A 20,877-nucleotide genomic window follows, 5' to 3' on the forward strand; every position below is an offset into this window, starting at 1 on the left:
ACGGCGGTCGCCCTCAGCCGATCCGCCACACACAGGCGTAGGGCTGGGGGAACCGCGTGATGCGGTGGGCCCGAACGGTGATCCCGACCTCGCCCGGCGGGACGTCGGTCCACACCACCTGCTCGACGTTGTTCGTGCGGTCGAAGCCCTCCGAGGCCCCCGTGTTCCCGTGCAGCTCCCGGCCGTCGGAGAGCCGTACGACCAGGTCGAGGTCGTTCTGCAGGCCCGCGCCCGGCGGGTCGGACCACACCAGTGTGGCCTTGAGCGTGACACCGCCGCCGTCGGCGGGCCGGGGGACCGGGACCGCGCCGGTGCGCTCCTCCCCCTGCCGCAACGGCTGCCCCTGCTCGAACCCGGCCCGGCGGTCGGCGCCCGGGACGATGATCGAACCCGCGAGGTCGACGCGTCCGAAACCGGAGTTGTTGTTGGGGGAGGCCCCGCTCTCCGAGGGCGAGTACTGCCCGGTCAGCTCCACGGCGCCGTTGATGAGCAGCGCCTTGACCAGTGCCGCGCTGGGATCGGGAACGCCGTTCTTCACCAGGGTCTCGCGCAGGACGGCGGCGCACCCGGCCACGAGCGGGGTGGCCATGCTCGTCCCGCTGCTGAAGAACAGGTGCGGATCCCTGGACGGGCCGAAGGTCTCGTCCGCCCTGGTGACGGCGCGTGAGAGCGCCGAGAGGACGCACGTCCCCGGAGCGACGACATCGGGTTTGATCCGCCTCTCCCTCGTCGGCCCGCGGCTGCTGAAGGCGGCCAGCCCGTCGGGGGAGTCGGCCTGCGGGTCGGAGTTGATCGGGTCGGCGGGAAAGTCCTTGGGCCAGTAATCGCCGTACCCGGGCCGGAAGTCCGGTCGGTCGCTCTCGCTGGCGCCCACGGTGATGCAGTTCTTGGCCGCTGCTTGGGATCCGATCGAACCGGCGTCGACGACTCCGTTCGCGTTGAGGTCCTTTCCGCTGTTTCCAGCGGCGAAGCAGATCACCATGTCGGGATGGTTCCACACGAATTCGTCGATTTCGTGCGCGCTCGCGTTGTAGGGCCGCCCCGGGATGCTGTCACCCCAGGAATTCGTGTGGACCCGGGCACCGTCGTCGCGGTAGGGCGGCAGGAAGAGGTCGTTCAGGTCGGTGGGGATGCCCACGAGTCCCACGCGCCCGAGGAAGTCCGAACCCCACAGGGACTGCAGCACCAGCCTGGCCTCCGGCGCGGTCCCCCGGATCCTTCCGCCCATCGTCGCGGACTCCCAGTCGCCCAGGACCGACCCCGCCACGTGGGTGCCGTGCCCCTGCGGGTCGTCGGACCTGTCCTTCCGCGGGCGCCCTAGGGCGTAGAGCTTGGCCACCCGCCCGCTGAACGCCGGGTGCGTGTCCACGGTGGACCCCCTGTCGAACCCGGTGTCGGCGACCGCGACGACCTCCCCGCCGCCCCGGTAGGGCGTTCCGTCGAGAACGACTTCGGCTCGAAGGATCGTGGACGCCACGTCGTTGAAGAGTTTCCACTGGGGCACGTCCTCGATGCTGCGGACCTCGTCCAGGGCCGCGAGGTCGCCGAGCCTCCCCTCCTCGACCCTGATCCGCACCTTGTGGCGCTCCATCCGCAGGTCGCCCGCCTCCTGGTGGGAAATGGAGGCTATGTGCTGCCTGACCTCCTCCGCCTCCGTGTCGACGTCCTGGTGGAGTACCACGTCGACTTCTCGAAGGGTGTGGGAGGGCGGCACGGAAACCGAGGCCAACGACGCCGTGGAGACGGCTTCGGCCGCCTCGGAGCGCAGTGACGGAGGGATCTTCAGCCCCGGGAAGTAGACATCGGCCCACACCACGAACGGCAGGGACCGGACCTGTCCCAGGTCACCGGGTCGGTAGCCGCACATGTACGTGTTCTCGGGAACGTATTCGTGGATGTCGGCGCCCAGTTCGGCCAGCCGCGCCCTCTGCTCCTCGGACAAGGGCCCCCGTGCCTGGACCAGTACGTAGTTGGACCGGGACGCGTCGGGTGCCTCCCGGGAGGCCAGGCCGACCAGTTCGGCCTGGCCGACGGGGTCGAAGGAGAAACCGTTAATGTCTATCCGCGCCATGGGCGTTCACTGCCCCGGCCCTGAAGGCGTTAAACGCGGTGTCAGAAAGAAGCAAGGATGGTGTAAAAGCCAGTGCGTAAATGGTCCTTTTGTCCGCTTTATCGTTCCTGGGGAGAGGTGTCGCGCAGGTGTTCCCACCGGCTCGTTCCGGTCGGCGGATTTCGTTGCTACCGCACTTCGCCTCCCACGGGCCAGCCGCACCCACCACACGTTTCCGGCTGGGGGAGAGGCCCCGGGGAAGACCGCTCCGACGACCGTTTCCCAGACACCCCTGAAAACCTCCCGCCCCGCCGGGCGGGGCGCCTCCGTCCCCGGCTTCCCGGCCCCGCACGTGAACACCGCCCTGGAGCCTTCGACGACCCCGGCGTGCGGTCGGCCGTCAAGCTCCTGGTCGACCGCCAGGCGGTGGTCGACACGGCCCTCCACGGCCGGGGAACCCTCGGCAACCGACTTCGCCTCAAACGGCTTGAGGTAGCACAGTGGGCCGTATGAACGACCACGAGCTGTAGCCGGTCGCCGGATGTACGGCGTTGACGCCATCGCCCGGCTGGAACTCGTCCGGACCCTGCGTGAGCTCGACACCGACCTGGCCGAGATCCGCCGCCTGATCGAGGGCGGTACGACCCCGCACGCTCTGCTCACCACGCACCTGGAGATCGTCGAGCACCAGGAACGCACCCTGCGGGCCGGGCTGGCGGTGCTCAGGACCCTGGTCGAACAGGGCGGTGAGACCGTTCGGGCCGACCTGATGCACAAGCTCGTCTCGATGACGGACGAGGAACGGGAACAGGCCGTCGACGACTTCTGGAACGAGGTCGGCGAGGGCCTGGACGTCCCGGAGGGTTTCGTCGGCCGGTTGCGGGAGATGCGCACGGTCCTGCCCGCGGACCCCACGGCGGCCCAGCTGGAGGCCTGGATCGAACTGGCCGGCCTGGTGTCGGGCCCGGCGTTTCGCGACGCGGTCCGCGCCTACCTGCGAGAGGCCTACTCCGCACCGGAGGCCAGGACCCTCGCGACCGAGCCGTTCCAGGACTTCGTGCACGTGAGCGGGGTCCCGCTCGTGGAGGACCTCCTCGCCGCCCACCGTGCCGGAGAGTCCCCCGCGCCTCCCGGGCCCAGCGGGCCGCCACACGGTCCATGGAGGCGGCCACCGCGCTGTCCGCACAACGCTCACCCCCGAGGTCCGGGACCGGATGGCCAAGGGATGCCGCCGGCTCCCCGACCTCCTGCGGCAGGCCGCCGAGGAGGACCACGACTCCGTCCCCTACGCCTGGATCGCCGAGGCCATGCGCTCCGTGGAACCGTCGCGCCCCTGACGACCGCGGTGCTCGCGGTTGACCGCGCGGACGGTCACGCTGAGCAGTGGGCGATCCGACCCTGTTCGAGCAGGACGGCGACCACAGGGCGGCGCCGTTTGCCGGTGGCGTCCATGGCAGCCCCCCGAAATCCGTTCACAGGAGCTCCACACGTCCCGACACAGACCGCCGACTGCCAGTCAAGCGGCGATAGCCATGGAATCGGGATCTTCTTCCGAGCTCCCTGAAAGTTTAAATTCCGACGATTTTCACGCAAACATGCTGGAATTGGGGTTTCCGAAGCTTCGGCGTCAGCGGTGCCAAAAATGAACGAACCAGGGCATCCTGTTCATCGCAGTATGCTTTCGTTCCGCGGTTTGCGATGGTTTTCCGTCTGATCGGGGTGGGGCGGGTTTGCCTCTTCGTTCTGGGGGAAACGGAGAGGGAGTGCTTGTGTGGCCAGGCTGCCAGAGGGCACAATCGAGAACCGTTTCCAAGGTTTTGGGAGAGTTATGAAAAAGGTCTTTCTCACATTTGGTCTGGCCGTTGCACTGGTAACGGCTCCGCTCGCCGCCGAGTCCGCCTCAGCCGGTACGGCGGTAGCGGAACGGGTGGCCGTCGCCTCGGCCGGTCACGCATCGGAGGCGGAGCCGGGCAGCGGCACCAACGCCGGCACCAACACCAACGAGGGCAACGAGGAGGGGGACTGGGGCCTGTGGGGCCTGCTTGGGCTGCTCGGCCTCCTGGGGCTGCTCGGCCTGCGTAAGGGACGGCAGTCCTACGGTGGTTCGTCCTCGAACCGCGGAACGCCGTAGCAGCGGCGGCTTGGCTGGTGGTGTCTCCTACCGGGTGTGACGGGGGCGCTGGCTGTACCGGATCCTGTTCCCAGACAGGGAAGGGGTGAAAGACATGCCAGCACCGAGGAACCACTCCGACGGACTGCGCGAACGTGCCACGAGCACGGCGACGGAGGCCCGTCGGAGCGCGGCCACGCGGGAGTGGGCCATCGCCCGCGTCGGGGACCAGCTGGACGTCAGCCGCGGGACGACGACACCCACGGCAGGTACCTGTCCCTGGTCGCGTCGGTCAACGGAACCGCGGCCGTGGAGGACCACGGCTCCGTCCCTGTGACTGGATCGCCGAGGCCATGCGTCCCGTGGAACCGTCGCGCCCCTGACGACGGCGGTGCCGGGGAGGGCCGCGGGGCACGTCCCGCGGCCCTCCCCACGGTGCGGGCGCCCCCGCAGGCCGGGTCCGCGGGGGCGCCGGGAGGCCGCCGTGCCCGTCCGGCGATGCGCTGTGCGCCCCCGGACGGGGGCGGTCACATTTCGGCCTGGCCGTAGGGCAACAGCCGCACCGGGCCCAGCAGGCCGTAGTCCTGCCGGGACACGCCGCCGTAGACGTCGGGACGGAAGGCCCGCATACGGTTGATCAGGGTGGTGGCCACCTCGACCTGGATCTTGTTGGAACCGCTGCGCAGCCAGGGGCCGATGTCGATCACCGTGTCCTGCTGGTCGCAGGGAGGCAGGTCGGTACCGTTGACCGTGACGCGGAAGGTGTCGCTCACCCGGCCCAGGTCCAGGTACGCGCCGTGGCCTCCGGTCCACCCCCCGCCCAGGTCGACGGTGGCGGTGTAGCGGCCGATACCGGAGGTGTCGGCCAGGCCCTCGATCTCCCGCCAGGGCACGAGGGAGGACAGGGAGCGCTCGTGCAGGACCACCTCGGTGGCGGTGGTCGAGGATCCCGGCCGCCAGTCCTCGACCTCCAGTTCCCAGGAGGCCAGTTCGGCGGGGTCGCCGACGGAGTCTATGGTCGTGGAGGAGGTGCTCCCGTCGGAGAGCACGGTGGTGTAGGTGCCCGCCGAGGAAGCCCGGACCACGGCCTTCCCGCCCTCCACCCGCACCTCGTCCGCGTCGGTGCTGTCCACGCGCAACTTCTTCAGGCGTCCCGGCGGCATCTTCTGCCCCGGCTCTCCGTGACCGGCCGCCCACGCGGGCGGGGCCAGGGCGATGACCGTCGAGGCCCCCGGGGCCAGGCGCACTCCGACCTCGACCGTTCCGTCGCCGCGCGTGTGCTCGGGCAGGGGGGTGATCCGCCCGCTCCACAGGTCCAGCGCGAAGGGGTAGGCGTGGTCGGTGCCGACGGGGAGGGTGACCCGGTGGTCGACGGTCTCGGAGTCGGAGCCGTTGGTGAAGTAGTACAGCTCCAGCCCGTCGTCCCGTCGCCGCGCGTGCAGCAGCGGGGAGCCCTGGGCGTAGGAGACGGCGGGACGGGCGTCCAGCGCCGCCAGCCCGTCTGGGATGTCCTCGCGGGTGTCGACCCGGTGCACGCTGGGCTCGGCGAGCAGCTCCTCCATGGCCCGGGCCAGCTCCTCGGCCGAGCTCTGGTCGGTTCCCGGCTCCTGCGGTGCGCTCCAGTCGCCGACGATGAGGATCTTCAGCCCCGACCGGGCGTACCCCACCATCCGCTGAGCGGTCTCCAGCTCCATGGTGGGCAGTCGTCCGCTGAACGCGTCCCCCTCGAAGACCAGCAGGCTGTAGGCGGGGCCCTCGGGGGCCAGTCGTCCCCCCTCCACCCGGGGATCGGTGATGCGGAGCAGACGGGGGCTGACGAACTGGTGCGTCCAGCCGTGGCGCACCCCCTCCTTGCTGAAGTAGGCGGCGCCGAAGCCCGAGCCGGCGTAGCCCTTCTGGCGCAGGAACGCCACATCGACCGTCGAGGTGCCCGACTGGAGGGTGTGCTGGGCCCGGGCGAAGAAGCCGGAGACGTCGGACACGTGCTGCCAGGTGGGGTGGCGCGGCCCCCAGGACTCGCTGTAGCCGACCCCGCCGCTGTAGGGGGTGAAGGCGGCGAACCCCGGCCACTGCGCTCCCGGCGCGTCGGCGTAGGAGAACCCGTGCAGGACCGCCATGTTCACGCCCGCGGCGTACTCGCGCGCGATGGTGCGCACGGTCCGCTGCCAGGTGGTGCTGTAGGAACCGCCGTAGACGGCGCCCGCCTCGCTGCTGAGCACCTTCTTGCCGCCCAGGTCGCGCCCGCCGGCCAGGGAGCGGAAGTCGTCGAGGTTCTTGAACCCCAGGGACTCGCCCTCGGCGGTGTCGACGATGGCGGCCTTGGCCACGGCGTCGGTCTGCAGGCCGTAGGGCTGGATCCGGTAGCCCATCCCGAGCCCGTGCGCCCACTCCTGGAGGGGGGTGATGTGGTGGTCGATGTAGAGCCGCGAGAGCAGGTCGTTGAAGTCGTTCAGCGCCCGGCGGTCGGTGTCGGGGCCGAAGGAGAAGACCTGGTCCTCGTCCACGCGCACGAGGACGGGCAGGTAGGGCATCAGGTCGTAGCCGTGGTGGTCCTCGAAGGCGGAGGGCAGGTCGTGCGTCCACAGGGTCGCGTCGGTCTCCATCTCGATGGAGTCCTCGAAGATCGCCCCGCCCGCGGGTCCCCGGAGGAGGGAGCGGATCTCGGAGGTGAGGACGTTCTCCTCCCAGAAGTCGATGATCGCCCGGGCACCGGCGCTGCTGAAGTGGTCGACCACGTAGGAGATCGGCTCGGTGTGCGGTCCGCCCTCGGGGCGCTGGCCCGAACCGCGTTCCCAGTAGGCGATGAGGGCCCAGGTGGAGCCGTCCCCCTCTCCCGGGGCGGTCCAGGTCAGCTCCTCACCCTGTACCGACGCGGTCAGGTCCTGCAGGGTGTCGGCCTTCAGGGCGGTGCGCTTGTCCTCGGGCGAGGCGCCGTCGGCCAGGCGTACCGCCTGCACCGCGAAGAGGCGGCGCGACTCGACCCCGTGCCCGGGTTCCGCCACGGGCTCGGGCAGGACGCCCGAGGTCTCCTCGCCGGAGGCGAGATAGCGCACGCCGTGGGCGAGCTCGCGCACGGCGGCCCGGTCCTGCGGGGTCAGGGTGGGCACCGCGGCGGGCCACGACGGGCCGATGGTCATGTCGACGACGATCCCGCGCTCCTCGGCCCGGGACAGGGCCGCCTTCACGGCTTCGCGCCAGGGCCCGGTGCCCCAGCCGTGTCCCTCGGGGTCGAGCGGTTCCGAGGAACTGTGGTGGACGTCGGCCACCTCCATGCCGCCGAACCCGGCGTCCGCGGCATGGTCGATCTCGCGGGCCACCTCCTGGGGGTCGACCAGGCCGTGCGGCCACCACCAGCGGAACTTGGCCCGGGCCGCGGCCGCCGGAGCCTCGAAGCCGCTGGTGAAGGCCTGCGGGGCCGCCGCGGCAGCGGGTGTGCCGAGGGCGGTCGGCAGGGCAGCGGCCGTACCCGCGGCGGCGCTCATCCCCAGAAACAGGCGGCGTGTCGGGGTGAAGCCGGAGCGCGGGCGCCCTGTGGGCGGTGGTGTGTGGGGCATGGGGATTTCCTTCCTGCGCTCGTTGAAGCAGGGCGCGGAGGGGGACAGGGGGAATCGTGCGCGCACACGCGGGACCCGGTTGGAAAAGGGTCTTAAAACGTTTCAACGAAGTTTCCAATACATCCCCTCGATAGTCAATGGCTGCACGGAAAAAACTTTACCCCTCCGTCAAGCCATCCTTGTGACCAAGCCCTTTCCGTGCGTAGTGCGATCGCAGGTGAAAGAGCGACGTTATAAGAACGTTTTGCTCAGGTGGGTTTCACCGGCCTGTGGGGGACGAGCCGTCGACCGATGGACCGGGGAGCCCCGTCCCCTGGCCATGCTCGGCAGCGCCTGCGTTCTCACCCGCCGCGAGCGTCCGGCCGAGTACGCCACCGGTCTCGAGGCGGGCTCTCCGGGAACCCGGTCTGGTCCTCGCGGCGCGGTCGGCCCAGCCGGTGGCCGCGTTATTCCAGCTGCGTGCCGGCCGTCAGCAGCAGCGCCACGTCGATCAGCGCGACCAGCAGTACCGCGCGGAACGCGGCCGGTGACCCCGGACGGCGGCCCACGGCCAACCCCACGGCGAGGATCAGCACGGCGGCGGGCAGCGCCGCCAGGCCCACCCCCGAGACGGCGCCGGGCGGCCCGAGCACCAGCAGCACCGAGGCGGCCAGAATCAGCGACGCCGCCGCCGCGTGGCTTGCGGCGGCGCCCATCCGGTGCGGTAGCCCGCGCACACCGGTGGCCAGGTCATCGTCGAGATCGGGCAGTACGTTGGTGAAGTGCGCCGCGCATCCCAGCGACGCCGCGGCGAGCACCAACCATGCGGGCGGCAGCGGTGCTCCGGGCAGGCCGAGGACCACGAACGCCGGAAGCAGCCCGAACGACACCGCATAGGGCAGTACCGACAGCGCGCTGGACTTGACTCCCAGGTCGTAGGCCCACGCGAAACCCAGTGCGGTCAGGTGCGCCGCCGCCGCGAGCACACCGGAGGACAGCGACAGGGCCACCGCGGCCAAGGCCGAGACCAACACGCCTACGAACACCACGCGCCGGGAGAGCTCACCCGTGGCCACCGGTTTGTCGACGCGGCCCACGCGGGCGTCGCGCGGCGCGTCCACCAGGTCGTTGAGCCAGCCCACGGACAGTTGCCCGGCCAACACCGCAGCGGCCACGGTCACCAGCTCCCCGGACTCTCGGCCGGAGACCGCCGCCATCCCGGTGGCGACCGCGGTGACCGTCAGTGAGGGCAGCGGGTGCGCGGCCCGGACCAGTGCCAACGGCGTCGCCGCAAGGTGTCGCATGGGAAACCATTGTGTCAGTCTGAGCCCATGGCACCCGCTGAACCGCCCCTGCGCCGCAACGACCCGGAGCTGTACGAGGTCCTCGCCGACCAGTGGTGGGATCCGCGGGGAGTCTTCGCCATGCTGCACTGGCTGGCCGCCGCCCGCGGTTCCCTGGTGCCTCCCGCGCCGCGGCCCGGCGCGGTGTTGGTGGACCTGGGCTGCGGCGCCGGCCTGCTGGCGCCGCACCTGACTGGTAAGGGGTACCGGCACGTCGGGGTGGACCTCTCGTCGAGCGCGCTGCGACAGGCCGGGCAGCACGGCGTGCACGGTGCGCGGGGTGACGTGCTCGCCGTCCCGCTGGCTGCTGGCTGCGCGGACGTCGTCGTCGCCGGAGAGATCTTCGAGCACGTCACCGACCTGCCGGTGGCGGTGGCGGAGGCGTGCCGCCTGCTGCGTCCCGGAGGCCTGCTCGTACTGGACACCCTGGCGGACACCGCGCTGTGCCGGTGGTTGGCGATCGGCGTCGCCGAACGCGTGCCGGGGCTCGCCCCCAGGGGCGTGCACGACCCCGGGCTGCTGGTTGACCGCGTGCTCCTGGTCGACGCATGCGCCCGGTCGGGTGTACGCGTCGTGTTGCGGGGTATCCGTCCCTCGATGATGGATCTGCTGACCTGGGCGTTCGGGTGTCGGAAGTCGGTGCGGATGCTTCCGGTGGCGACCACGGCGGTGCTGTTCCAAGGCTGTGGCCGCAAAGAGGAGTGAATGGCGTTGTCTTCTGCTTCCCCCGTCACCGATCCGGAGTCCGCGCTCGCCGCGGCCCGCGAGCTGGCACCCCGACTGGCCGCGAGGGCCGCGGTCCACGACACGTCGGGGAGGTTCCCCGAGGCTGACTTCGAGGATCTGCGCGAACGCGGCCTGTTCGGTCTGATGGTGCCCGCGCGGCTCGGCGGATGCGGGGCCTCCTTCGCTGACTACACGGACGTCGCGACCGAACTCGCACGCGGATCGGGTGCCACCGCCCTGATCTTCAACATGCACTCCTCGGTGACCGGCGCGCTGGCCCACACCCCCGATGAACTGGTCCGGCAGCTGGGCGCGCCCGAGAGCTTCTTCACCGCACGCGACCGGCTTCTCGCGGAAGCCGTCTCGGGCACCCTGTACGCCGTCGCGATGAGCGAGCGCGGCGCCGGATCGCGCCTGTCGCGCACCTCCACCGTCTACCGCAGGACCGGCGGAGGGTTCCGTGTCACGGGAAGCAAGGCCTTCGTCTCCGGCGCCGGACACGTCGGTGCCTACCTGGTGACCGCCAGGGACGCAGAAGCCCCGGAGACCCGGGTGTCCTACTTCCTGGTGCCGGCGGACAGCGGCACGCGGGTGGAGCCCACGTGGGACTCCATGGGGATGCGGGCCACCGGAAGCCATGACGTCCACTTCGACGCCGAGGTCGGGCCGGGAGCACTGCTCGGCGGTGTCGAGGGGGTGACGGTGCTGCTGGCCGAGGCCATGCCGCAGTGGCTGGTGGCCTCCTACGCCGCGGTCTACGTCGGGGTGGCACGTGCGGCGCTCGACGCGGGCAATGCCCACCTCAGGGAGCGGGGACTCCACACACTGCCGACCGTGCGCTCGCGCGTCGGCCGGGCCGATGCCGCAGTCTCCGCCGCCGCGCTGGTCGTCACCGAGGCTGCCCGCCGGGTGACCGAGCGGCCGGGAACCCCGGAAACCAACCGCTGGGTGTGGCGGGCCAAACTGATCGCGGGCGACACCGCGGCCCGGGTGGCCTCCTCCGTCCTCGAGGCCGCAGGTGCCTCGGCCACCCGGCGCGGGCATCCGCTGGAACGGATCTACCGCGACGCCCGCTGTGGCGCACTGCAGCCCGCCACCTCCGACGTCTGCGCCGACTGGCTCGGCGTCGCGGCCCTGGACGGCGACCCCGACCACGACACGGAGGTGCCGCGGTGGTGACCGCCGTGATCGCCGGACTGGGCTCGGCACTGCCCGGAGCCGCGGAACAGCGGGTGCTGTGGGAGGAGTTCTTCCACCGGCACTTCGCCCAGAGCCGAACCGCGCGGAGAATCTTCGCCGGCGCGGGTGTTCGCCGCCGGCACACCGTTGTCAACCCCCTCACCGAGGACGTGTCGGGCTGGTCGACCGCCACGCGGATGCGGCGCTACACCGAGGAGGCCTGGCCCCTGGGCCACCGGGCCGTGACGGCCGCCATGGCCCACGCCGGGATCACCGCTGACGACGTCGGACTGCTCGCGGTCGCCTCCTGCACCGGCTACAGCACCCCCGGACTCGACATCCAGCTGGCCGCGTCGCTGGAACTGCGACCGGACACGCAGCGCCTGCTCATCGGGCACATGGGATGTTACGCGGCACTGCCCGCGCTGGGCAGCGCGGCGGACTTCGTGGTGGCCCGCCGGCGGACCGCCGTGCTGCTCTGCCTCGAACTCACCTCGCTGCACCTGCAACCGCCGACGAACGATCCGCAGCAGGTGGTCTCGCACGCCCTGTTCGGTGACGCCGCCGTGGCCCTCGTACTCCGGCCGTGGGCCGGGGTCGGTCCGGACGCCCGCCCGCCCCGGCTGGAACTGGTGGACATCGCGGCGCTCACCGACCCGGGCACCAGTGATCACATGACCTGGAAGATCACCGACCTGGGCTTTCGCATGGAACTGTCCGCGCGGGTACCCGACGTGCTGGCCGAGCACGTACGTCCGGTGGTCAAGGACCTGTTGTCCCGGAACGGGCTCGACCTGCCCGACGTGAGGGGGTGGGCGGTGCACCCGGGCGGACCACGCATCCTGGACACCGTCCAGGAGCGGCTGGCTCTGCCCGCACACACGCTGGCGGCCTCCCGTACCGTGCTCGCCGAGCACGGCAACTGCTCATCGGCGACCCTGCCGCTCGTCCTGGAGGAGATGCTCGGCAGCGGCGTGCTCAGCGACGGTGGCGGTCCGGTGGTGGCGATGGCCTTCGGGCCGGGACTGACCCTCTACACGGCCCTGCTCCGCGCCGCGTCCGGAACCCGGGACACGCCTGTTCCGCCCACCTTGTGAGCGTGAGTCCGGGGAGGGCGAACAAGACCGGCGACGCGGTGGCGGCCGGGGAGGAGGACCCGGATTCGCCGAGCCCCCGCGCCGTCCCGGATTTCGACCGTCACCACTGTCTCCCGCCCGTCGTCGATCTCCACACGGCGACACGGGCTGCTGCCGCTCCCACGACGACGGCGGCCCTGACCAGGAGACGCCTTCGTGCCTGGCGCCACCCGCCGCTGACCGCGTCGTCCCCGGGCCGCGGGGCGAAGACGGTTCCGGGCCCGGCGGGGGCCCGTCCCCCGCGCAGCGCCACCTGCTCCATCACCGGTCCGACCGCCCTGTCGTACAACCACGGCAGCACCGTGTGCGCCCAGGAGACGGCCTGGTGGGTCCGGCCCACGACGATCTCCCTTCGGGGCCTCTCGACAGTGCCGACGATCGCCGCGGCCACCCGCACGGGATCACCGACCGGGGGCACCGGTCCGGCTTCGCGGCCGGTGTAGTTGACCGCCTGGCGGTAGATCGGGGTGTCGAACGAGCCCGGGAGAACGGTGCACACAGCGATCCCGTCGCTTCCGCGCAGCTCCTGGCGGAGCACCTCCGAGAACCCGACCAGGCCGAACTTGCTGGTGACGTACGGCGAGAGGTACGGAGATCCCATCCTTCCGTACAGGGACGCGACATTGACGAGGACGCCGGCGCCCTGCGCGCGAAACCGCGGCAGGACCGCCCGAGCCCCGTGTGTCTGCCCGAACAGGTTCGTTTGGACGACTTGGCGGAAGACCTCTGACGGAGTCTGCTCGAAGGTGCCGTAACTCAGCACCAAGGCATTGTTGACCCAGACGTCGATGCGGCCGAAGCGTTCGACCGCGGCGCGGGCAAGGGCCCGCACGGCGTCTTCGCCGCCGACGTCGGTGGGCACCACGAGCGCCGTACCGCCTCGCCGCTCACACTCCCGCGCCGTCTCCTTCAGGCCCTGTACACCGCGAGCGGCGAGAACGAGGCTGGCCCCGCGTTCGGCGAAGGCATGAGCGGTCGCACGGCCGTGCCGCTCGAAGCGCCGCTCACGAAGACCACGCCGTTTCCGTTCGTAGCACGCATGAACCGTTCGCTACCCAGGTCAGCGTGCACGAACACATCCGCGTCCTCCGTCCGGGGCGCGAGCGGTCGACCCCCCACGAGCAGGTGCTGTTCGCGATCGCCGTCACACCTCGCAGTGCTTCGCGCCGGGTACGGCGGAGGCCGTGGTGCGCGCCGGAACCGTCTGCTGGCGCGTCTCGCACCGAGCGGCAGCCGTTCCCCCGCAGAACCCGTCTCGAAGCCCCGCGGGGCGGGCCCGGGTTCGGCGCGACCACGTGCGGTTGAACTTGCGGCTATAGATAATCTACAGTGTAAAGGTACTGTTTTGTCGCTTTCCTGCCTCAGAGGGAAGAAGCAACGACGAACACGGATCAGGGATGGCGGTGCAACCGGCGCAGGGCCAACGCCACCTGCAGACGCAGTCGCCCCGACACCTCGCGCACGGGCCAGCCCAGCACCCGCTCGGCCCGTCCCACGCTCTCCTGGAGAGTGGAGTGGTGCACCCCCGCCCGGACCGCGGCGGCCCGCAGGCTGGGGGAGGACGCCACCGCCTCCAACGCCACCAGCAGCGGCGCGGCGTCGCGCGCCACGCGCTCCAGGGCCACCACGTCGGCCACCGGCGGGGTTCCGGGCCGCACCGCGTCGGCCAACAGCAGCAGCCCGCCCAGTTCCTCGGCGAGCACCACGCGGGGGCCCGGGTCCAGACGGGTGCCCTCGGCGGTGAAGCGCAGCGCCCGCCGTGCGTCCGCCCACGAGGACGGCAGCGCCAGCGCCTCCACCGCCGGACCCACTCCGGCCCGCTCGGCCCCGAGACGGTCGGCCGCGGCCACGACGCGGATACCGCCACCGTGCAGGGCCACCGCGCGGGCCAGCGAGCCCGGCACGATGCCGTATCTGCGGGCCGCCCGCGCACGCTGTTCCTCGGACAGGTGTGGGTCCACCAGGGCCTCGGCCAGGGCGGCGCGCCCGCCTGCCATCGGCAGGGTCGGCTCCAGGCGGGCCCGCAGGACCGCAGCCGCGCGTTCGAGCACCATCGCCGCCACCGGTCCGGGCTCCCCGGCCAGCTCCAGCCACAGCACGGCCCCGCCCACCCGGACCGAGCACCAGGAAGGGTCGGGGCCGGGAACGCCGCGCTCGACTCCGCCGTCCGGGGACACCCGCAGCGCCAAGCCGCGCGCGTGATCGGTCAGGCCGGCGGGGACGCCGGTCAGGAAGGCGGCCCCGCGCACGACGGGCTCCGTTCCGGTCCCGGTGAGTTCGTCGAAGTAGGCGATCACCCTCACCGCCGCACCCGCCTCGGGGTCCAACGCCGCGATCCTGCCCAGGAGCTCTCTCATGCCCTCATGGTGCCCCGCTCAGGCGCCGATGACCCGGCGCAGCCACGGCAGCCGCTGGGCGGCGGCGTCCCGGCTGATCGCGGCCTGCGGGGCCAGACTGTCGAAGGCGTGGAAGCCGCCGGGCCACACGTGCAGTTCGGCCGAGCCGCCCGCCTTCCAGATCCGGGAGGCGTAGTCCACGACCTCGTCGCGGAAGGTCTCGGCGGAGCCCACGTCCAGGAAGGCCGGGGGCAGCCCGGACAGGTCCTCGGCACGGGCCGGGGCGGCGTAGGGGGAGACGTCGGGGCCGCCCGCGGCGTCGCCGAGCAGGGCGCCCCACCCGGTGGCGTTGGCGACGCTGTCCCACACGCCGACACCGGTCATCTGCCGGGCGGAGACCGTGTCGTTGCGGTCGTCGAGCATGGGATAGAGCAGAAGCTGGCCCAGCAGGGCGGGGCCGCCGCGGTCGCGGGCGAGCAGGGCGGTGGCGGCGGCCAGTCCGCCGCCCGCGCTGGCGCCGCCCACGACCACGCGCCCGGGGTCCAGGCCCAGGTCGGCGGCGTTCTTGACCACCCAGGCCAGGCCCGCGTAGCAGTCCTCGACCGGAGCGGGGTGGGGGTGCTCGGGGGCCAGGCGGTAGTCCACCGAGACCAGGGCCAGGCCGAGCTCACGGGCGGTCTCCAACAGGTCGGGCAGCTCCGGGCCGCGGTGGGTGCCCATGATCATGCCGCCGCCGTGGATCCAGTACAGGACACCGGCGGGAGCGGTCGGGGCGGTGGGCCGCCACAGCAGCAGGGGGACCTCGGCGCCGTCGTGGCCGGGGGCGTGGTGCTCGGTTTCGGTGTAGGCGCCGCCCAGGGTCAGGTCGCCCGGGTCCAGCTGGAGTTCGGCGCGCTGCGCGCGGATGGCCGGAAGCATCTCGGGGGTGATCTGGGTGGGGACGGCGTCACCGAGCAGGGTCAGAGCGGCGGCCAGTTCGGGGTCGAAGGGGGGACGGGCGGGAACGGTCACGAGTACCTCCGGGGAGTGGTGTGGATCACCATTGTGGTCGGGGCACGGTGGACGGGGGCAGCGCCGGATGGCGGGTGGGTGCCGCCATCCGTCGGGGAGGTCAGTCGGTCAGGGCGCTGGCGATGGTGACCGGTACCCGGGGCAGGGTGGTCGCGCCCTCCTCGATGCTCCACACGTACTGCTGGAGGACGCGGACCAGGGTCCAGGCGCGGGCGCGTTCGCGGTCGATTCCGGCCGTCTCGGTGAGCAGGTCGAGGCGGCGGCGGGTCTCGCGGCGGGGGTCGCCGGTGGCCGCGGCCTCGGGCCAGCGGTTGCGCAGGGCGGGCAGCAGGTCGAAGCCGGGGTGTCCGGCCAGGGGTTTGGGGTCGATGGCCAGCCAGGGTTCGCGGTCGGCTCCGGGGGGCGGGGCGAGCACGTTCCCGTAGTGCAGGTCCCAGTGCAGGAGGCGGTCGCCGCCGTCGGGGGCGATCTCGCGGGCGCGGGCGGTGAGGTCGGCGAGGCGGTCGCGGTCGCGTGGGGTGCGCAGGCGGAGCCGGGCGCGGGTGGCGCGGGCGGTGAGGTCGCGGGTGGCCCGGGTCAGGGTGCGCAGGCCCGGGGGTGCGGTGTGGGCGTGCAGGCGGGCCAGGAGGCGGCCGGTGGTGGTGAGGGCCTCGGTGATGTCGAGGCCGGCCAGGGTGCGGGCGGGGTCCAGGGCTTCGAGCAGTAGGGCGCCGGTGGCGGGGTCGTGGTCGAGCAGGCGGACGGCGCCGTGGCCCGCCCAGGTGCGCAGGGCGTCGGGTTCGCCCCGGGTCTCCTCGTCCACGGGTTGGATCTTGAGGACGGCCGGGGTGTCGTCGGGGCGGCGGACCGGGACGACGAGGGCGGCCGTGCCGTGCATGGGGGCGCCGGTGGGGCGCAGCCGCCAGCGGTGGAGCTGGCGGGCGGTGAGGTCGGGCAGGCCGCGGGCCCAGGCGGGGCCGAAGAAGCGGTTGAGGTGGGCGGTCAGGGCCGGGGGGACCGTGACGGGGTTCGGGCGCATGGCGGTGTCCTCCTTCGGTGGTGGAGTGTGGTCGAAGGAGGGGTGGGTGGGGCACGGGCCTAACGCATACCGAACACCTCGCCGTGGTGGGTTCCCTGACCGTACCGCGCGGTGGCGGTCGGCGCACGGGGTCAGTCGTGGGCGGGGTCGGGCCGGTAGACGAGGGACCAGGGGCGTTCGGTGCCCGCGCTGGTCAGGGTGGGTCCGGTGGGGGCGGGGTCGGCCAGGACGCGGGCGGCGGCCTCGGCGAAGGCGGGGGCGGCGGGGTGGGCGTCGGCGGCGGGGCGTACGGCCTCGGTGCGCCGGTGCAGGGGTGTGCCGGTCAGGGGGTGCCAGGCGAGGCGGGGTTGGCGGGCGGCCACGGAGCGGGGGGCCAGGGCCAGGCCGCGGTCGGCCAGGACCAGGCCCAGGAGGAACTCGGTGTCGGCGGCCTCGCGGACGCGGGGCGGGGTCCAGCCGTGGTCGCGGCACACGGCCAGGACGTGTTCGAACCAGAGGGGTGCGTCGCGCCGGGGGGACAGGATGAGGTCGTGTCCGGCCAGGTCGGTCAGGCGGAGGGGGGTGTCGGGGGTGCCGTGGCGGCCGCGGGGGGCGATGGCGCCCAGTTCCACCTGGTGGACCGGTTGGCCGACCAGCCCGGGGCCCTCGAAGGGGGCGGTGAGCAGTCCGGTGTCGACGGTGCCGTGGGCCAGGGCCGTGAGGAGTGCGGTGCCGGTCATCTCGCACAGGTCGACGTCCATGTCCGGTGTCTGGCGGGCCGTATGTTCGACGAGGCCGCGCAGGGCCACCGCGGGGGTGCCGGGGGGTACGGCGGCGCGCAGGGTGTCCAGGCGTCCTTCGCGCAGGCGTCGCATGGTCTGGCGCAGGCGGGCCTCGGCGGTGACCAGGTCGCGGGCCTGAGCGATGAGCAGGTGTCCCGCGGGGGTGAGTTGGACCCGGCGGCGGGAGCGGTCGAAGAGGGTGACGCCGAGTTCCTCCTCCAGGCGGCGCACGGACTGGCTGAGGGCGGGTTGGGCGATGCCGAGCTCGGTGGCGGCCGCGCCGAAGTGCTGTTCCCGGGCCACGGCCAGGAAGTAGCGCAGGTGCCGTCCCAGATCCACGGGGTGACCCTACCGGAGGCGGCGGTTAGGTTGGGTGCCCGTGACAGCCTCTGACTTCCCTTCCGTGCGTTTTCACGCGCGCGAGGTCGACGGTACCGGGCAGGTGGGCCGGTTGGCCCGGGTGCCGGTCGTGCTGGCCTCGGTCGCCAAGATCCTCATCACCGTGGAGTTCGCCCGTCAGGCCGTGGCGGGCCTGGTGGATCCGGCCGAGCGGGTGGTGGCCCGGCGGGAGGACCGTCTGGGGGGTTCGGGGCTGGCCGACTTCGCCGACGACGCGGAGTTGTCGTTGCGCGACTGCGCCCGGTTGGCGATGACGATCAGCGACAACACGGCGGCGGACCTGTTGTTGGACCGGGTGGGGGAGGAGCCGGTGCGGTTGCTGGCGCGTGAGCTGGGGTTGGACGGTGTGCGGTTCCGGGGTGGGCCGCGTGCTTTGTTGCGTGAGGTGTTGGAGCGCAGTCGTGCGCTGGGGGTGGCTCCTGCGCAGGTGGTGGAGCATGATCCGGAGCGGGTGACCTCGGCTGCTCCGGCCGATGTCACCCGGTTGTTGCAGTTGGTGTGGACCGACGCGGCCGCGCCGCCGGGGGCGTGCGCGTTCGTGCGGTCCCTGATGGGGGCGCAGTTGGCGCGGACGCGTATCGCGTCGGGGTTCGGGACGGGGGTGCGGGTGAGCGTCAAGTCCGGGACGCTTCCGGGGCTGCGGGCGGAGGCGGGGGTGGTGGAGTACCCGGACGGGGGACGGTACGCGGTGGCGGTGTTCGCGGTGGGCGCCGACGCGGCGGGTGAGGGGGGTCGGGGCGCGTTGGAGGCGGACATGGCTCTGGGGCGGGTGGCGCGTGAGGCGGTGGACCGGTTGCGGTCGGGGTCCGCGGGTGGGGAGGGCGGTGAGCGCGGCTGATAGGCGAACGCCTATCGGAGGGGGGCTGTCGCTTATTGGACGCCTGGCCGGAGGGCGTGTTTGGCTGTGCGCCGTTCGGTTCTCCCCTGGTGTGAAGCGAGGTTGGCGATGGCGGTCGGACGACGGGGTTTCCTGCGGGGCGCGGTGGCGGGCGGGGCGCTCACGTCCCTGGTGGCGGGGGTGCCCGTGCCCGCGGCGGCGGCCACCGCCTCGGTGTCCTCAGCGGGGCGGGGCGGTGGGGCCTCGTTCCGGTGGTTGGGGACCAGCGGGTGGCGGGTGGACATGCCGGGGCGGGCGCCGGTGCTGGTGGATCCCTTCCTCAGCCGGTTCTCCACGGGGTTGTTCGATCCGGGGCGTTCCTTCGACGCGCGTACGCCGTTGGCTGTGGACGCGGACGCGGTGGCGGAGCACACCGGGGACGTGGGCGAGGGGGCCGTGGTGCTGGTGACGCACTGCCACTGGGACCACTTCGCGGACGTGCCGCACATCGCCTCGGCCACGGGTGCGCGGGTGGTGGGCACGTTGACCGCGTACCACCTGGCGCAGGCGATGGGGGTGCCCGCGGGTCAGGTGTCGACGGTGCGCGGCGGGGAGGTGTTGGACTTCGACGGGTGCGTGGTGGAGGTGGTCTCCTCGCGGCACAGCCGCAACGCCTCGCACTCGGTGCTCTTCCCGGGGGTGCGGGTGGGGGTGCCGGAGGCTCCGGCCACGATCGCGGATCTGCCGGAGGGGGACACGCTGGCCTTCCAGGTGCGGCCGCCGTCGGGGCCGTCGGTGTTCTTCATGGGGGCGAGTGACTTCGCCGAGCGGGAGGTGGCCGGATTGGCGCCGGACGTGGCGATGGTGGCGCTGCCCTCGACCTCCAGTACGCACGAGTACGTGCCGCGGTTGTTGGAGGCGTTGGAGTTCCCGGCGACGGTGGTGCCGGTGCACTGGGACAACTTCGAGCGGGAGTTGGCCAATCCGCCGGTGGACGGTACGGGGTCGGGGATGGGTGTGGCGGAGTTCGGCGCCCTGGTGCGGCGGGTCTCGCCGCGCAGCCGGGTGGTGGTGCCCGAGTACCTGACCCCGTACACGTTCTAGCCGGGGCGGTCGGGGGGCTGTGCGCCTCCTTCCGTCGGGGGCGGGCCGGTGTCCGCGGTGCTTGTGGGGTGGCGGTGGCGTGGTCGCGGCGGCCCGGACCTTTCCAGGCGGGCTCGTCGCCTTCCAGCGGCCGGGGCGTCGTCCGGGGTGCGGGCGGTGCCGTCCCCCGCGCTCACCCGCCGAACGTCGGCGGGGCGGGACCGTCCGTCCTGTTCGGGTCCTTCCCCGCCCGTCTGTGTGCCCGGCGTTCGGCGGGGCGGCGGGAGAGGGCCTCGGCGATGCCGTTCAGGGCCGGTTTGGGGGTGTAGTCCTCGTCGAAGGGCAGGGCGTCGGTGTAGCCGGGGAACCACTCGGGGATCCAGGAGTGCTGGTCGCTGACGCCCCACACGGACACGTTGACGCAGCGGGGTACCTGGAGGCAGGCCTCGACGACGTGCCGGTACTCCTCGGCCTGGCCGGCGAGGGCGTCCTCGCCGGCGGATTCGGGGATGCGCACGTCGAGTTCGGTGATGCTGACCTCCAGGCCCAGGTCGGTGAAGCGGCGCAGGTGGTCGGCGAGGTCCTCGGGGACGTGGCCGTGGACGAAGTGTCCCTGGAAGCCGATGCCGTGCAGGGGGACGCCGCGTTCGAGGAGGTCGTGGGCGAGGGTGTACAGGGCGTCGGTCTTGGCGCCGCCGCCCTCGACGCCGAACTCGTTGATGTAGAGCCTGGCCTCGGGGTCGGCCTCGTGGGCCAGGGTGAGGGCCTCGGCGATGTAGTCCTCGCCCAGGACCTGGTACCACAGGTTCTCGCGCAGGCGGGGGGAGTCGTCCTCGAAGGGTTCGTTGACCACGTCCCAGGCGGTGACGCGTCCCTGGTAGCGGCCGAGCAGGGCCTGGGTGTGGCGGTCCATGACCTGGCGCAGTTCCTCCTGGTCCCAGGAGCCCCGGGCCAGCCAGGTGGGCAGTTGGTTGTGCCAGAGCACGGTGTGTCCGCGGACGTTGAGGCCGTTGCGTTCGGCGAAGCCGACCACGGTGTCGGGGCCGCTCCAGTCGAACTCGCCGGGTTCGGGTTGGACGTACTGCCACTTCATGGTGTTCTCGGCGGTCAGCGAGGTGTAGTGCTCGGTGACCACGGACCGGTAGGCGGGGTCGTGGACGAGGGGGTTGACCGCGACGGCGACCCCGAGGTCGATGCCGTGGGCGCGGGCCAGGCGGGGGAGTTCGCCCTGGGTCTGCTCCCGGCGGGGGAGGGTGACCGTTAGGACCGCGGTGACCAGGAAGATCACCGCGCACAGGGCTCCGGCTGTGAACAGGACCCCGCGCCCCCGGGTCAGGGAGCGCCATCGTGGGGAGGCCGCACCGCGCATCGTGGT

Annotated in this window: 15 protein-coding genes and 1 pseudogene; 7 read left to right on the top strand and 9 right to left on the bottom strand. The window is 72.4% G+C overall.

Features of this window, described 5'->3' with window-relative positions; all coding sequences use genetic code 11:
• Nucleotides 1–13 precede the first annotated feature (13 nt).
• Nucleotides 14–2,071: a S8 family serine peptidase gene (locus FYW95_RS09040; RefSeq protein WP_159943213.1), complete on the bottom strand. Its 2,058-nt coding sequence runs from the start codon at nucleotides 2,069–2,071 to the stop codon at nucleotides 14–16.
• A 1,193-nt stretch (nucleotides 2,072–3,264) separates the two neighbouring features.
• Between FYW95_RS09040 and FYW95_RS28610 the strand changes: the two genes are divergently transcribed.
• Together FYW95_RS28610 and FYW95_RS09050 are read left to right on the top strand one after the other, a co-directional pair.
• On the top strand, nucleotides 3,265–3,387 hold the full coding sequence (locus FYW95_RS28610) for a hypothetical protein (RefSeq protein WP_255459342.1): 123 nt from the start codon (nucleotides 3,265–3,267) through the stop codon (nucleotides 3,385–3,387).
• A 491-nt stretch (nucleotides 3,388–3,878) separates the two neighbouring features.
• Nucleotides 3,879–4,181 (top strand): WGxxGxxG family protein, encoded by a 303-nt coding sequence (locus tag FYW95_RS09050; RefSeq protein ID WP_159943212.1) that lies wholly within the window; start codon nucleotides 3,879–3,881, stop codon nucleotides 4,179–4,181.
• Nucleotides 4,182–4,687: 506 nt separating this feature from the next.
• Here the strand turns inward: FYW95_RS09050 and FYW95_RS09055 are convergent.
• Both FYW95_RS09055 and FYW95_RS09060 read right to left on the bottom strand, forming a co-directional pair.
• Entirely contained in the window at nucleotides 4,688–7,714 is a 3,027-nt protein-coding gene (locus FYW95_RS09055) for a glycosyl hydrolase (protein ID WP_159943211.1), read from the bottom strand.
• Between the two features lie 446 nt (nucleotides 7,715–8,160).
• Nucleotides 8,161–8,997: a UbiA family prenyltransferase gene (locus FYW95_RS09060; protein WP_159943210.1), complete on the bottom strand. Its 837-nt coding sequence runs from the start codon at nucleotides 8,995–8,997 to the stop codon at nucleotides 8,161–8,163.
• Nucleotides 8,998–9,024: 27 nt separating this feature from the next.
• On the opposite strand from FYW95_RS09060, the gene FYW95_RS09065 reads away from it, so the two are divergent.
• From FYW95_RS09065 to FYW95_RS09075, 3 genes are read left to right on the top strand one after another with little or no spacing between them, the layout of a single operon-like run.
• On the top strand, nucleotides 9,025–9,741 hold the full coding sequence (locus FYW95_RS09065) for a methyltransferase domain-containing protein (RefSeq protein ID WP_159943209.1): 717 nt from the start codon (nucleotides 9,025–9,027) through the stop codon (nucleotides 9,739–9,741).
• Between the two features lie 6 nt (nucleotides 9,742–9,747).
• Nucleotides 9,748–10,941 (top strand): acyl-CoA dehydrogenase family protein, encoded by a 1,194-nt coding sequence (locus tag FYW95_RS09070; RefSeq protein WP_201294774.1) that lies wholly within the window; start codon nucleotides 9,748–9,750, stop codon nucleotides 10,939–10,941.
• Nucleotides 10,938–12,038, top strand: a complete 1,101-nt coding sequence (locus FYW95_RS09075; protein ID WP_159943207.1) for a type III polyketide synthase — start codon at nucleotides 10,938–10,940, stop codon at nucleotides 12,036–12,038. Before FYW95_RS09070 ends, FYW95_RS09075 begins: the two co-directional genes overlap by 4 nt.
• A gap of 100 nt (nucleotides 12,039–12,138) precedes the next feature.
• Here FYW95_RS09075 and FYW95_RS09080 read toward each other — a convergent pair.
• The 5 genes and pseudogenes from FYW95_RS09080 to FYW95_RS09100 form a co-directional block, all read right to left on the bottom strand.
• A pseudogene (locus FYW95_RS09080) lies at nucleotides 12,139–13,002 on the bottom strand (SDR family NAD(P)-dependent oxidoreductase); the annotation flags it as partial.
• 466 nt (nucleotides 13,003–13,468) lie between these two features.
• Nucleotides 13,469–14,434: a helix-turn-helix domain-containing protein gene (locus FYW95_RS09085; protein WP_159943206.1), complete on the bottom strand. Its 966-nt coding sequence runs from the start codon at nucleotides 14,432–14,434 to the stop codon at nucleotides 13,469–13,471.
• A gap of 18 nt (nucleotides 14,435–14,452) precedes the next feature.
• A complete protein-coding gene (locus FYW95_RS09090; RefSeq protein WP_159943205.1) occupies nucleotides 14,453–15,424 on the bottom strand; it encodes an alpha/beta hydrolase in 972 nt (323 codons plus the stop codon).
• Nucleotides 15,425–15,524: 100 nt separating this feature from the next.
• Complete coding sequence (locus tag FYW95_RS09095; RefSeq protein ID WP_159943204.1) at nucleotides 15,525–16,442, bottom strand: aminoglycoside phosphotransferase family protein; 918 nt, start codon at nucleotides 16,440–16,442, stop codon at nucleotides 15,525–15,527.
• Nucleotides 16,443–16,573: 131 nt separating this feature from the next.
• Nucleotides 16,574–17,542, bottom strand: coding sequence for a LysR family transcriptional regulator (locus FYW95_RS09100; RefSeq protein ID WP_159943203.1), 969 nt, complete (start codon nucleotides 17,540–17,542; stop codon nucleotides 16,574–16,576).
• A gap of 64 nt (nucleotides 17,543–17,606) precedes the next feature.
• Here FYW95_RS09100 and FYW95_RS09105 point away from each other — a divergent pair, with 64 nt between their 5' ends.
• Both FYW95_RS09105 and FYW95_RS09110 read left to right on the top strand, forming a co-directional pair.
• On the top strand, nucleotides 17,607–18,440 hold the full coding sequence (locus FYW95_RS09105; RefSeq protein WP_236567842.1) for a serine hydrolase: 834 nt from the start codon (nucleotides 17,607–17,609) through the stop codon (nucleotides 18,438–18,440).
• A gap of 108 nt (nucleotides 18,441–18,548) precedes the next feature.
• A complete protein-coding gene (locus FYW95_RS09110; protein WP_159943201.1) occupies nucleotides 18,549–19,523 on the top strand; it encodes an MBL fold metallo-hydrolase in 975 nt (324 codons plus the stop codon).
• Between the two features lie 172 nt (nucleotides 19,524–19,695).
• Here the strand turns inward: FYW95_RS09110 and FYW95_RS09115 are convergent, their stop codons facing one another.
• The gene (locus tag FYW95_RS09115; RefSeq protein ID WP_159943200.1) at nucleotides 19,696–20,871 is read right to left on the bottom strand and encodes an endo-1,4-beta-xylanase; all 1,176 of its coding nucleotides are present in this window, start codon (nucleotides 20,869–20,871) and stop codon (nucleotides 19,696–19,698) included.
• Nucleotides 20,872–20,877: the final 6 nt, after the last annotated feature.

The sequence above is a fragment of the Nocardiopsis sp. FR4 genome (assembly GCF_009830945.1).
Taxonomy (GTDB): domain Bacteria; phylum Actinomycetota; class Actinomycetes; order Streptosporangiales; family Streptosporangiaceae; genus Nocardiopsis.